Origin of the sequence: Streptomyces sp. MAR4 CNX-425, from assembly GCF_048656465.1 — a bacterium.
Classification (GTDB): domain Bacteria; phylum Actinomycetota; class Actinomycetes; order Streptomycetales; family Streptomycetaceae; genus Streptomyces.
On the sequence record NZ_JBMDLF010000008.1, the window covers coordinates 164,360 to 176,843 of the forward strand.

At 75.2% G+C, this 12,484-nt stretch carries 14 protein-coding genes and 1 tRNA gene; 7 read left to right on the forward strand and 8 right to left on the reverse strand.

The genetic code is table 11. From position 1 onward, the window contains the following. Nucleotides 1–89: 89 nt before the first annotated feature. From ACHZ99_RS22620 to hisN, 4 genes are all read right to left on the reverse strand, one after another. A tRNA-Met gene (locus tag ACHZ99_RS22620) sits at nt 90–166 on the reverse strand. A 58-nt stretch (nt 167–224) separates the two neighbouring features. Continuing rightward, complete coding sequence (locus ACHZ99_RS22625) at nt 225–635, reverse strand: Fur family transcriptional regulator (protein WP_420306527.1); 411 nt, start codon at nt 633–635, stop codon at nt 225–227. A 219-nt stretch (nt 636–854) separates the two neighbouring features. Then, nucleotides 855–1,265 carry a cyclic nucleotide-binding/CBS domain-containing protein gene (locus ACHZ99_RS22630; protein WP_420306528.1) on the reverse strand — a complete coding sequence of 137 codons (411 nt, stop codon included), beginning with the start codon at nt 1,263–1,265 and terminating at the stop codon, nt 855–857. Nucleotides 1,266–1,457: 192 nt separating this feature from the next. After that, a complete protein-coding gene (hisN, locus tag ACHZ99_RS22635) occupies nt 1,458–2,252 on the reverse strand; it encodes a histidinol-phosphatase (RefSeq protein ID WP_420306529.1) in 795 nt (264 codons plus the stop codon). 213 nt (nt 2,253–2,465) lie between these two features. Here hisN and ACHZ99_RS22640 point away from each other — a divergent pair, with 213 nt between their 5' ends. Beyond that, nucleotides 2,466–3,032 (forward strand): TetR family transcriptional regulator, encoded by a 567-nt coding sequence (locus ACHZ99_RS22640; protein ID WP_420306719.1) that lies wholly within the window; start codon nt 2,466–2,468, stop codon nt 3,030–3,032. On the opposite strand, the gene ACHZ99_RS22645 is transcribed toward ACHZ99_RS22640, so the two are convergent. The 4 genes from ACHZ99_RS22645 to ACHZ99_RS22660 all read right to left on the reverse strand — a co-directional run bounded on the left by ACHZ99_RS22645 (nt 2,998) and on the right by ACHZ99_RS22660 (nt 6,682). After that, nucleotides 2,998–3,321: a DMT family transporter gene (locus tag ACHZ99_RS22645; protein WP_420306530.1), complete on the reverse strand. Its 324-nt coding sequence runs from the start codon at nt 3,319–3,321 to the stop codon at nt 2,998–3,000. The two genes, ACHZ99_RS22640 and ACHZ99_RS22645, sit on opposite strands and share 35 nt — an antisense overlap. Before the next feature lie 110 nt (nt 3,322–3,431). Beyond that, a complete protein-coding gene (gene rsgA / locus ACHZ99_RS22650) occupies nt 3,432–4,439 on the reverse strand; it encodes a ribosome small subunit-dependent GTPase A (protein ID WP_420306531.1) in 1,008 nt (335 codons plus the stop codon). 7 nt (nt 4,440–4,446) lie between these two features. Further along, nucleotides 4,447–5,823 (reverse strand): 3-phosphoshikimate 1-carboxyvinyltransferase, encoded by a 1,377-nt coding sequence (gene aroA / locus ACHZ99_RS22655; RefSeq protein WP_420306532.1) that lies wholly within the window; start codon nt 5,821–5,823, stop codon nt 4,447–4,449. A 145-nt stretch (nt 5,824–5,968) separates the two neighbouring features. Next, nucleotides 5,969–6,682, reverse strand: coding sequence for a M50 family metallopeptidase (locus ACHZ99_RS22660; protein ID WP_420306533.1), 714 nt, complete (start codon nt 6,680–6,682; stop codon nt 5,969–5,971). 85 nt (nt 6,683–6,767) lie between these two features. Here ACHZ99_RS22660 and ACHZ99_RS22665 point away from each other — a divergent pair, with 85 nt between their 5' ends. The 6 genes from ACHZ99_RS22665 to ACHZ99_RS22690 all read left to right on the forward strand — a co-directional run bounded on the left by ACHZ99_RS22665 (nt 6,768) and on the right by ACHZ99_RS22690 (nt 12,483). Then, a complete protein-coding gene (locus tag ACHZ99_RS22665; RefSeq protein ID WP_420306534.1) occupies nt 6,768–7,589 on the forward strand; it encodes an SOS response-associated peptidase in 822 nt (273 codons plus the stop codon). A gap of 146 nt (nt 7,590–7,735) precedes the next feature. Next, complete coding sequence (locus ACHZ99_RS22670) at nt 7,736–8,368, forward strand: alpha/beta family hydrolase (protein ID WP_420306535.1); 633 nt, start codon at nt 7,736–7,738, stop codon at nt 8,366–8,368. A 211-nt stretch (nt 8,369–8,579) separates the two neighbouring features. Next, nucleotides 8,580–9,257 carry a sigma-70 family RNA polymerase sigma factor gene (locus ACHZ99_RS22675; RefSeq protein WP_420306720.1) on the forward strand — a complete coding sequence of 226 codons (678 nt, stop codon included), beginning with the start codon at nt 8,580–8,582 and terminating at the stop codon, nt 9,255–9,257. After that, nucleotides 9,254–9,604 carry a mycothiol system anti-sigma-R factor gene (rsrA, locus tag ACHZ99_RS22680; RefSeq protein ID WP_420306536.1) on the forward strand — a complete coding sequence of 117 codons (351 nt, stop codon included), beginning with the start codon at nt 9,254–9,256 and terminating at the stop codon, nt 9,602–9,604. Before ACHZ99_RS22675 ends, rsrA begins: the two co-directional genes overlap by 4 nt. 105 nt (nt 9,605–9,709) lie before the next feature. Further along, entirely contained in the window at nt 9,710–11,137 is a 1,428-nt protein-coding gene (locus tag ACHZ99_RS22685; RefSeq protein ID WP_420306721.1) for an HD-GYP domain-containing protein, read from the forward strand. A gap of 83 nt (nt 11,138–11,220) precedes the next feature. Beyond that, nucleotides 11,221–12,483: a metal-dependent phosphohydrolase gene (locus ACHZ99_RS22690; protein ID WP_420306537.1), complete on the forward strand. Its 1,263-nt coding sequence runs from the start codon at nt 11,221–11,223 to the stop codon at nt 12,481–12,483. Nucleotide 12,484 lies beyond the last annotated feature (1 nt).

The window sequence follows — 12,484 nt, forward strand, 5'->3', positions numbered from 1 at the left end:
TTCGCCGCCGGTCCGCACCGCGGGCGGCGCCGCGATCCGCGTGCGGAGCACGACGAAGGCCCGGACCGTGTGGTCCGGGCCTTCGTCATTGGTAGCGGGGACAGGATTTGAACCTGCGACCTCTGGGTTATGAGCCCAGCGAGCTACCGAGCTGCTCCACCCCGCGTCGGTGAAACCAACACTACCCCTGGCCGGTCGACCAGCGCAAATCGCTGTCCGCGGGGCTAGGCACAGTCCGGGCAGATGCCGCGATACGTGACTTCCGCGCCGGAGACCCGGAAGCCGAAGCGCTCCCCCTCGGGCAGGGCCGACAGCAGGTCGCCCTCCGGGCGCACGTCGCGGATCGAGCCGCAGCGGCTGCACACCAGGTGCTGGTGGGCGCTGTGCGCGTTGGGGTCGTACCGCTTGGCGCGGCCGTCCGTGCTGACTTCGAGCACCTCGCCGAGCGCGACCAACTCGCCCAGGGTGTTGTAGACCGTCGCCCGGGAGATCTCGGGGAGGCGGGCGGTGGCGCGCGCGAGTACTTCGTCGGCGGTGTAGTGCACGTGGTCGCCGTCCAGGACCTCGGCCACGACTCGCCGCTGTGCGGTGAGCCGGAAGCCGCGGCCGCGCAGTCGCTCCAGGAGGTCGCTCATGCATTCAGGGTAGCAGCGTCACGCTCTATGGCCAGAACCCATACGGACTTCATTGACATCTTGACTTGGACTGTGTCTAATGTGGGCACCCTCGGAGACTGCGGCGATCGGCCGCGGGGTCGCGGTCCAGGCCCTTCGCGGCCCGGGCCGGTTGCCGTACCGGACAGAGGGGTCGGGACGCCGGTCGGGCTCCCGGCCCCTCTGACGCGTGCGGCCGCGCTAGGCGAGGGCCGTCTCGCGGCGCGCCGGCTCCGGCCGCTGCGGGGTCCAGCAGCGGATGATGTCGCGTACGGACACGACGCCGGCCGGCTCCGCGTCGGCGAGGACGATCAGATGGCGGAAGCCGCCGCGGGTCATCGCCTCGGCGGCGTCGTCGAGGGTCCAGCCCGGTGCCGCGAAGACGACGTCGGTCGTGGTGTGGTCGCCGGCCTTCTCCACGTCCGGGTCCTGGCCCGCGCCGACGGAGTTGAGGATGTCGCGCTCGGTCAGGATGCCGAGCCCGCTGGTGTCGGGGTCGAGGACGATCGCCGCGCCGACGTGCCGCGCCGACATCAGCCGGGCGGCCTGGCGGAGGGTGTGCGCGGGGCCGATGGTGAGGACCACCGTGCTCATGGCGTCGCGTACGAGCATGGGGTGGAGCCACCTCCTTGGCGTAGCGGGACCCTGTGGGGTGCCTGTGAAGCCTTTCACAAGTTCACAAGGTTGGTCACCGTCAGACTGGCACGCTCCGCGGAGGGCAACAAGGGGGCGGGAGAGGACCGGACGGTCCGGGCCGCGCCCCCGGGCGCCGGTTTGCCGGAGCCCGGGCGCAGGGCCGGTGTCCTACGGGCCGAGGTACTTCAGCAGCTCCTGGTGCAGCAGCCCGTTGGACGCCGCCGCGTTGCCGCTGTGCGGGCCGGGCTCGCCGTCCAGGCCCGTGAACGAGCCCCCGGCCTCCGCCACGATCGCCGCGCACGCCGCCATGTCCCACAGCGACAGCTCCGGCTCGGCGCAGATGTCGACCGTCCCCTCGGCGACCATCATGTACGGCCAGAAGTCCCCGTAGCCCCGGCTGCGCCAGCAGTCGCGGGTCAGGTGCAGGAAGCCGTCGAGCCGGCCGCGCTCGTCCCAGCCGTGCAGCGAGGAGTACGCGAACGAGGCGTCCTCGATGCGCTGCACGCCCGACACCCGCAGCGGGCTCGCCTTCGCCAGGCTGCGCCCGGTGTACGCGCCGCCGCCCTGCACCCCCCACCACCGGCGGCCGAGGGCCGGGGCCGACACCACGCCGACGACCGGCTGGTTGCCCTCGGGGCCCGGGGCCATGAGCGCGATCAGCGTGGCCCAGACGGGCACCCCGCGCACGTAGTTCTTCGTGCCGTCGATGGGGTCGATGATCCAGCGCCGCGGGCCGGTGCCGTCGGTGCCGTACTCCTCGCCCATCACGGCGTCACGTGGCCGGGCGCGCCGCAGCGAGGAGCGGATCAGCTCCTCCGCCGACCTGTCCGCCTCCGTCACCGGTGTCAGGTCCGGCTTCGTCTCGACCTTCAGGTCGAGGGCCTTGAACCGCTCCATCGTGGTGGCGTCGGCGGCGTCCGCCAGGACGTGGGCAAGACGCAGATCATCATGAAAACCGGCCATGCAACGAACAGTAACCCCAAAGGTGCACCGCCAACCTCCGCCGGGGCGCGTGGCGGGTCCCCGGGCCCCCGTACGGACCCTTGACAGCACCTGGCGGTGCGTCAATTCTGAGCGCACGGTCGCCCTCTGGAGGCCACGATGCCCACAGCGCGAGAAGGACTCCTCGACGCCGCCTTCGCGGCGCTCGGGAGCCGGCCCTGGGCGGGGGTGCGGATGGTCGACGTCGCCGCCGCGGCCGGGGTGTCCCGACAGACCCTCTACAACGAGTTCGGCAGCAAGGAGGGTCTGGCCCAGGCCCTCGTCAGGCGCGAGATCGACGGCTATCTCGCGGGCGTGGAGCGGACGCTGTCCGGCACCCGCAGGACCGGCGCCGACGCCGGCGGCAGGCTGCTCGCGCTGGTCGCCTGGACGCTGCGCGCCGCGCGCGGCAACCCGCTGGTGCGCGCCGCGCTCACCGGGTGCTGGAGCGAGCAGCTCCCGGCGCCGGCGCGGCACGTGCCCGCCCGGGGCGGCGGGGCGCCGGGGGCGCGGCGTACGGAGCGGGAGCGGCCCGTGGAGTCGCCCGCGGAGCTCGTCGACAAGGTGCGCGACGGGGTACTGCGGGCGCTCGCGGAGCAGTTGCCGGGGGCGCCGGCCGAACGCCGGCGGGTCTGCGAGGCGGTGACCCGGCTGACCCTGTCGTACGTGGTCGCGCCGGCCGCCGGGGGCGAGGACGTGGAGCGGATGGTCCGCGGGCTGCTGACGGTCAGTGCGCCGAGCCGGACAGCTGCAGGCCGATGACGCCGACGATCACCAGCGTGATCGAGACGATCTTCAGCGCGGAGACCAGGTCGCCGAGGAAGACCATGCCGTAGATGGCGGTGCCCGCGGCGCCGATGCCGGTCCACACCGCGTACGCCGGGCCCACGTCCAGCTTCTTCAGCGACAGCGTCAGCAGGCCGAAGCTGCCGAGCGCGAACGCGCAGAAGGCGACCGTCGGCCAGAGCCGGGTGAAGCCGTGGGAGAGCTTGAGGCAGACCGCGAAGCCAGTTTCGAGGATTCCGGCCACGACGACCAGCAGCCACGCCATCGTGTGGTGCCTCCCATTCGGTTGACGCTTCTGCGATTATGCCCAACGCGCCCCCGCGGGGGCGACGGACCTGCCGAACGGCGCCGATCCCCCGTCGGGCCGACATTCCGTCAGTCGCCCTCCCGGCGTTCGCGGGTGGCCAGCAGCCGGCGCAGCGAGGCCAGCCGCGCGGGGTCCGCGTGGCCCTCGACGGTCCAGGCGTCGAGCGCGCAGTCGGGTTCGTCGTGGCTGCAGTTGCGCGGGCAGTCCGCGGTGCCGGGCTCCAGGTCGGGGAAGGCGTGGATGACGCGGAACGGGTCGACGTGCGCCAGGCCGAAGGACCGCACGCCCGGGGTGTCGATGACCCAGCCCTTGTCGTCGGGCAGCGGCAGGGCGAGCGCGGACGTGGTGGTGTGCCGGCCGCGGCCGGTCACGGTGTTCACCTCGCCCACGGCCCGCCGGTGCTCCGGCACCAGCGCGTTGACCAGGGTGGTCTTGCCGACGCCGCTGTGGCCGACGAAGGCGGTGACCCGGTCGGTGAGCAGGTCGAGCACGCGGGCGGCGCCCGCGCCGGTGGCCAGCTCGTCGCGGTTGCAGGCGACGGCCCGGACGCCCAGGGGCGCGTACGACTCCAGCAGCTCGTCCGCGGGCGCCAGGTCCGACTTCGTCAGCACGAGCAGCGGGTCGAGCCCGCCGTCGTACGCCGCGACCAGGCAGCGGTCCACCAGCCGCGGCCGGGGCGGCGGGTCGGCGAGGGCGGTGACGATGGCCAGCTGGTCGGCGTTGGCCACGACCACGCGCTCGTACGGATCGTCGTCGTCGGCCGTCCGGCGCAGCACCGACGTGCGCTCCTCGACCCGGACGATGCGCGCCAGCGTCCCCGGGTCGCCGGAGACGTCCCCGACGACGGCGACCCGGTCGCCGACGACGACGCCCTTGCGGCCCAGCTCGCGCGCCTTCATGGCGGTGACGGCGCGCTCCTCGACCAGGCAGGTGATCCGGCCGCGGTCGACGGTCAGGACGAAGCCCTCGGCGGCGCCCTCGTGCTTGGGCCGGTTGCGGCTGCGGGGCCGGCTGCCCCGGCGGTCCGGGCGTACGCGTACGTCGTCCTCGTCGGGGTTCTTGCCGTAGCGCCGCATCGCGGGGTCAGTCTCTCCGGGCGGGGGCGGCGTCCGCCCCGGCGAGCAGGCCGTCCCACATCCCGGGGAAGTCGGGGAGGGTCTTGGCGGTCGTCGCCACGTTCTCCACCCGCACCCCCGGCACCAGCAGGCCCAGGACGGCGCCCGCGGTGGCCATGCGGTGGTCGTCGTACGTGTGGAAGACGCCGCCGTGCAGCGGGCGCGGGCGGATCAGCAGGCCGTCCCCGGTCTCGGCGACGTCGCCCCCCAGCCCGTTGATCTCCGCGGTGAGGGCGGCGAGCCGGTCGGTCTCGTGCAGCCGGAGGTGGCCGACGCCGCGCAGCCGGGACGGCGAGTCCGCCAGCGCCGCCACCGCCGCGATGCCCGGGGTCAGCTCGCCGACCTCGGAGAGGTCGATGTCGATGCCGCGCACGCCGCCGGCCGAGGAGCCGGCGGAGGCGCCGGAGAAGACCAGGTCCGTGCCCTCGGCGGTGGCCACCAGCTCGCAGGAGCCGCCCATCTCGGTGAAGATCGCCCGCAGCGCGTCCCCGGGCTGGGTCGTCCGCCGGGGCCAGTCGCGGATGGTCACCCGGCCGCCGGTGACCAGCGCGGCGGCCAGGAACGGCTGCGCGTTCGACAGGTCGGGCTCCACCGTCAGGTCCCGGCCGCGCAGGGCGCCCGGCGACACCCGCCACACATGCGGCTCGCCGCCGTCCTCCGGCGCCTCGACCTCGGCACCGGCCGCCCGCAGCATCTCGACGGTCATCCGGATGTGCGGCATGGAGGGCAGCCGGTCGCCCGTGTGCCGCAGCTCGACGCCCTTGTCGAAGCGCGGCGCGGACAGCAGCAGGGCGCTGACGAACTGGGAGGACGAGGAGGCGTCGACCTCGACCGCGCCGCCCTGAAGCGCGCCGCCGCCGTGCACCGTCAGCGGCAGCGCGCCGGGGCTGCCCTGCGCGGTGTCGTCGATCCGGGCGCCCAGGGCGCGCAGCGCGTCTATCACGCCGTGCAGCGGGCGCTCGTGGCTGCGCGGGTCGCCGTCGAAGCGGACCGGGCCGTCGGCGAGGGCCGCCACGGGCGGCAGGAAGCGCATCACCGTGCCCGCGTTGCCCACGTCCACCGCGGCGTCACCGCGCAGCCCGCCGCCGGGGCTGACGCGCCACTCCTCGGCGCCGTCCGCGCCCGCGGCCTCCTCGATGCCGACGCCGAGGGCCGTGAGGCCGCCCGCCATCAGGGCGCTGTCGCGGGAGCGCAGCGGCCGGCGCAGCCGGCCCGGGCCCTCGGCGAGGGCGGCGAGCACCAGCGCGCGGTTCGTGACCGACTTCGACCCGGGCACGGTGACGGCCGCGGTCACCGGGGCGGAGGCGGACGGCGCGGGCCACAGGCTGCTCTCTGAAGCGCTCATGGTCCTCACCCTATGCGGGCCGGCCCGCCCCGCGCAGGGACCGGCCGCGGCCTGTGGACCACCGCCGCGTTGTGGACAACCGGGGCGGCCGGGATCGGGCGCCGGCGGCCGGGCCCCGACCGGAGCCGGGCGGGCGCGGGGCGGGTCAGAGGTCCAGCAGCCAGCGGGCGCCGCCGGCCAGGGCGCAGAGCGCGACCACGTAGAACAGCAGCACCCACAGCCCCGCGGGGGTGTGCGTCAGCCGCCCCAGCTGGTCGGCGTCCGACTGCGGCGCCTCGCCGCGGCGCCGCTTGCGCTGGAGCTCGAAGACCGGCCGCACGCCGCCGAGCAGCAGGAACCACACCGCCCCGTACGCGAACGCCGCCTGCACCTCCGGCTCGGTCAGCCAGGAGACCAGGAAGAACGCGGCGCCCGTCAGGACGACGGTCACCACCCCGTACGCGTTCCGGATCATCAGCAGCATCGCCGCGAGCAGCGCGATCGCGCCCCACAGCGCGGCCGTGATGCGCCCGTCGGCCAGCAGCCAGGCGCCGGCGAGGCCGAGCAGCGGCGGGGCGGTGTAGCCGGAGGCGGCGGTGAGGACCATGCCGAGGCCGGAGGGCTTGCCGCGGCTGACGGTCAGGCCGGAGGTGTCCGAGTGCAGCCGTATGCCCTCCAGCCGGCGCCCGGTGAGCACGGCGACGAGGCCGTGGCCGCCCTCATGCGCGATGGTGACGGCGTTGCGCGCCACCCGCCATATGCCCCAGGGCAGCACCGCGGAGAGCGCCACCAGCCCGGACACCGCGACCAGCCACTCCGAGGGGTCGGGCTGGGTGCCGACGACGCGGTCCCACAGCTCGCCGAGGCTGGTTCCTTCCATGTGTGCCCTCCCGGTGCTCGGAACGAGCAGGGTAGCCAAGGCGGTGTGTGCGGGCTGTCAGAGGGGCGTGGCAGTCTTGTCACCCATGTGCGGACGGTACGCGGCGAGCAGGAAGCCCGAGGACCTGGTCGACCTCTTCGAGGTGGAGAAATGGGACCCGGAGGAGACCCTCGCGCCCGACTACAACGTGGCACCCACGAAGAACGTGTACGCGGTGCTGGAGCGCCCGGAGCGGGACGCGGACGACCCGCGGCCGGTGCGGCAGCTGCGGGCGCTGCGCTGGGGCCTGGTGCCGTCCTGGGCGAAGAACCCGGACCTGGGCGTGAAGATGATCAACGCCAGGGCCGAGACCGTGCACGAGAAGCCGGCCTACCGCCGGGCGTTCGCCTCCCGGCGCTGCCTGCTGCCCGCCGACGGGTACTTCGAGTGGCTGACGTACAAGGGCGAGCGGCAGCTGGAGGAACAGGGCAGGAAGAAGCGCCCCCGCAAGCAGCCGTACTTCGTCACCCCGGCCGACGGCTCGGTCTTCGCGATGGCCGGGCTCTTCGAGTTCTGGCGGGACAAGACCCTGCCGGACGAGGACCCGCGCGCGTGGTGGGTGACGTGCACGGTGGTGACGACGGAGGCGGAGACCACCGGGCTGGCGGGCGGCGCGGCGGGGGAGTCCGGGCCGCACACCCTCGCCGACATCCACCCGCGGATGCCGCTGATGCTCACCCCGGACCGCTGGGACGCCTGGCTCGATCCGGCCGGCAAGGACCCGGAGGCGCTGCGCGGGCTGCTGCGCCCGCCGCCCGCGGGGCTGCTGCGGGCGTTCCCGGTGTCGACGAAGGTGAGCGACGTGCGGAACAACGGCGCGGAGCTGGTCGAGGAGATAGCGGCGCCGGAGGAGGAGACGCTGTTCTAGCCGGGGTTCTAGCCGGGGTTCTAGCCGGGCGGGCACCGGCGGGGTTCCGGCCCGTGCCCCGCCGGGGGTGCGGGTTTCGCCGGACGGGCGGACATGCCGTCCGGGTGCTGTCCTGCCGGGCCGGTGCCCCGCCTAGATTGAGGCGGGTGAAGCCCACCACCGAGACCGTCGCCACCCCGTCCGGAGACGCCCGCATCACCTGGCACCGGGCCGCGCGCCCGCGGCTCGTGCTCGCCCTGGGCCACGGCGCCGGCGGCGGCATCGAGGCCCGTGACCTGCGGGCGCTGGCCGCCGCGCTGCCCGCCGAGGGCGTTGCCGTCGCGCTCGTCGAGCAGCCCTGGCGGGTCGCCGGCCGCAAGCTGGCCCCCGCGCCCAAGACCCTCGACGCCGGCTGGACCGCGCTGTGGCCCGCGCTGGAGAAGCCCGGCGTGCCCGTCGTCGCGGGCGGCCGCAGCGCCGGCGCGCGCGTCGCGTGCCGTACGGCCCGCGCGCTCGGCGCCCGGGCGGTGCTCGCCCTGGCCTTCCCGCTGCACCCGCCGGGCAAGCCGGAGAAGTCGCGGCTGGCGGAGCTGCTGGAGGCCGGGGTGCCGACCCGCGTGGTGCAGGGCGAGCGGGACCCGTTCGGCGGCCCCGCGGAGTTCCCCGCGGACGCCGACGTCGTGCCTGTGCCGTACGCGGACCACGGCTTCGCCGTGGCCAGGAGCGCGCCGGCCGACGAGGCCGGGACCGCCGACGCGATCACCGGCGCCGCCGTGGAGTGGCTCGCGGGCCTCGGCTGACGCCCCGGGGGAATGCGCGATCGGGAGCGTGCGTTGTGGCGGATGTACGTTCCACGCGATCAACGAAGGGAAGCGTATGAGCGGGGTTGCATGCCCGTCGCGTCCGCAGCCGGAGGCAGCGGAGAACTACTGGGCGGCGGATGTGCACGGACGTCGTCTATCCTCCGAACGGTACGGGGCCACGGGTGGCTCCACCACGGTGCTGGAGGAGGTGGGTCTCGTCACAGGGACCGACACGGGGAAGGGCGAGCCGGCCGAGACGGTGCCCGAGGAGACGTCCGCCGAGCGGAACGCACGCTTCGAACGCGACGCGCTCCAGTTCCTCGACCAGATGTACTCGGCCGCGTTGCGCATGACGCGCAACCCCGCCGACGCGGAGGACCTGGTGCAGGAGACCTATGCCAAGGCGTACGCGTCCTTCCACCAGTTCCGCGAGGGCACGAACCTCAAGGCGTGGCTCTACCGCATCCTGACGAACACGTTCATCAACTCGTACCGCAAGAAGCAGCGCGAGCCGCAGCGCAGCGCCGCCGAGGAGATCGAGGACTGGCAGCTCGCGCGGGCCGAGTCCCACATGTCGACGGGCCTGCGCTCCGCCGAGGCCCAGGCGCTCGACCACCTGCCGGACTCCGACGTGAAGGAGGCCCTCCAGGCGATCCCCGAGGAGTTCCGCATCGCGGTCTATCTCGCGGATGTCGAGGGGTTTGCCTACAAGGAGATCGCCGACATCATGGGGACACCGATCGGTACGGTCATGTCCCGGCTGCACCGTGGCCGCCGCCAGCTGCGCGGCCTCTTGGAGGACTACGCGCAGGAGCGCGGCCTGACGCCGGCGGGAGCCGGACCCGAGTCGGCCGGTTCGCCCACGGGAAAGGGTTCGGGATCATGAGCTGCGGAGAGCAGCACGAGACGGACTGCTCCGAGGTCCTCGACCACCTCTACGAGTATCTCGACCGGGAGATGCCCGAGGGGGACTGCGAGAAGATCCAGGTGCACTTCGACGAGTGCAGCCCGTGCCTGGAGAAGTACGGCCTGGAGCAGGCCGTGAAGAAGCTCGTCAAGCGCTGCTGCGGCCACGACGACGTGCCGACGGACCTCCGCGCCAAGGTGATGGGCCGGATCGACCTCATCAGGTCCGGCGAGGACGTGCCGGAGCAGCCCGTGCTCGACGCCGGCGGCAGCGGCGACGAGGGTCGCCCCACGTCACTCGAAGGGGCGAATCCGCCCGGCTCGTAGTGTTCTTTTGCGCGACAGCGCCCCATCCGGCCGTACGGCCCGCCCTATGCTCCCCAACTCGTACGGAGTAGAGCGCGGACGAGGAGCGTGGGGCGCATGCGGCAGCTGGCGCAGGTCTCGGCGGCCGGACGCGCCTGCCTGCTGGGCGCGGTGCTCGCCGCGGCGGTCTGCGCCGCCCCCGCGCTGCGGCCCGGCGCCGCCGTCCCCTGGGCCGCGCTGGCCCTGCTCGCCGCCGTCTACGCGGCCGGTGAGCACCTGTGGCGCTGCCCGCCGCTGGCCGGGCGGGTACCCGACGGCATCGGCGCCTTTCTGCCGGTCCTGCTTGCAGGAGCGTTTCTGCTGCCGCCCGCCGCGGCGGCCCTCGTCCCCCTCGCGGGCGCGCTGACCGCCCGGATCGCCGAGCAGCCCGCCGCCCCCCGCCGGCTCTGGCGGGCCGCCGAGCTGGCGCTCGCCGGCTGGGCGGCCGCGTACGCGGCCGGGCACGTGCCCGGCCACGCCCGGCTCGGCGCCGCCGGGTTCCCCGAGCTGCTGCCCGCCGCGCTCGCCGCGGTCGCGGCCTTCTGGACCGTCCTCACCTGCCTCGACGCGCTGATGCAGACCGCCGCCGAGCGCCGGTCGCCGCGCGCGGCGCTCGCCGGTGCGCCGGCGGCGGCGGGCGCGTACCTCGTGCACGGGCTCGCCGGGCTGATGATGGCGATGCTCTGGCACAGCCCGCACGGCCCCGCCAGCGGGCTGCTCGTGCTGCTGCCGATGGCCATCTCCTGCTGGGCGTTCGCCCAGGCCAACCGCGAACGGGCGGCGCACCAGGCGACGATCCGGGCGCTGGTGCAGGCCGTCGACATCAAGGACCGCTACACCCGCGGGCACAGCGAGCGCGTCGGCCGCGCGTCGGTGCTCATCGCCCGCGAGCTGGGCATGGACGAGCGCCGGCAGGAGGTGCTGCGGTTCGCCGGGATCCTGCACGACGTGGGCAAGCTGGGCGTACCGACGCGCATTCTCTGTAAAGACGGTCCGCTCACGCCCGAGGAACGGCGGGTCATCGAGCTGCATCCGGAGTACGGGCACGAGATCGTCCGCGGCATCGGCTTCCTGGAGGAGGTGCGCTCGGCGATCCTGCACCACCACGAGCGGATGGACGGCCGCGGTTACCCGTACGGGCTCACCGGCGCGCGGATTCCGGAATACGCCCGGGTGGTGGCGGTGGCCGACGCCTTCGACGCCATGACGTCGACCCGCTCCTACCGCCGCGCGCGCGGCGTGCCCGCGGCGCTGGCGGAGCTGCGGCGGTGTGCGGGGGAGCAGTTCGACCCCCGGATGGTGCACGCGCTGGCCGGCGCCATCGCGCGCCGCGGCTGGCACGCCGAGGTCACCGCGGACGAGCCCGCGAAGGTCCCCGCGCCGCTGCGCGGCGCCCCCGCGGGCGGCGCGGCGGACAGGACGCCGGCGGACGCGGTGACGGACAGGGCGGCGGCCCCGGACGGCGGCGCGGCGCTCAGCGGCGGCGCCCCGGCGGCCGGCGGCGGCCGGCGGTGAGCGGCGCACGGCACGCGTCCGGCGCACCGCGCGGCCCATCGGCGCCGCACCGCCTCCCCGGGGGCGGGACGACCCCGCCCGAGGTGCGGGTGGCGGTCGGCGCCGCCGGGGCGGTGACCGCGGCGGGGTTCTGCTGGACGCTGACGCACGGGCTGGCGCAGCCGCGGGCCGCGCTCGCCTTCGGCCTGCTCATCGTGCTCGGCGAGGTGGCGGGCGACCACCGTGCGAGCGCCCCCGCGCGCTTCCCCGCGCCCCTCGCCACCGCGGGCGCGCTCGGTTACGCGCTGCTCTGCATCCCCGTGGACACCGTCGGCGGCGCCGTGCTGGAGATCGCCGCCGTCTCCTTCACCGCCACCGTCGTCGGCACCGTCCCGCACGTCGCCCGCGGCCGCGGCCCCACCGCCGAGCACCTGGTCCGGCGGGTGCTCGGCACCGCCTTCGCCGCCGCCTGCTGCCGCCCCCTGTGCGCCGGCGACGCGGACGACGGCCTCACCGCCGGCGCCGGCCCCCTGTACGTACCGGCGCTGCTCGGCGTCCTCGCGCTGACGGCGCTCTGCGACGCCGTCCTCGCCGCCTGCCTCGCCCGGGCCCGCACCGGCTGGCCGTACGGGCCCCTGCTCCGCGACGAGCTGCGCGCCCTGCCCGGCGTCGGCTCCGCGATGTGCGCGACCGGCGTGGTCATCGCGCTCGCCGCGCAGGTGGCCGGGCCGTGGGCGCTGCCGGTGCTGAGCCTGCCGCTGCTGCTCACCCAGGTCTCGTTCCGCCGCTACGCCGCCGTGCGCCGGACGTACCGCCAGACCATCGCCTCCCTCGCCCGCGCCACCGAGATGGCGGGCTTCCACGCGCCGGGCCACGCCCACCGCGTCGCCGCCCTCAGCCGGGCGGTCGGGCGGGTGCGGGGGCTGTCCGAGCGGGAGCTGGACGTGCTGGAGCAGGCCGCGCTCATGCACGACCTGGGCAAGCTGTCGCTGTCCGGCCCGGCACCCGGCGACGGCGCCGACGACCCCGTGCCCTCCACCGGCGGGCCGGAGAGCCTCGCCGACCGGCGGCGCATCGCCCTGCTGGGCGGCGCGGTGGTGCGGCAGACGGGGGTGGCCGCCGAGGTCGCCGTCGTCGTGGAGCGGCAGGCGGAGCCGTACCGTGACCAGCCGGTCGCGGCCCGTATCGTGCGCGTGGCCGCCGCATACGACGCCCTGGTCACGGGGAACGCGAAGGGTGAGGGCGCGGTGGCCGCCGGCCCGCTGGCGGCCCTGGAGCAGCTGCGCCTGGCCGGCCGCGCCGAGTACGACCCGGCCGTGGTGGACGCCTTGCGCGAGGTCCTGGCGAGTGGCGCACACCTGAACTGAC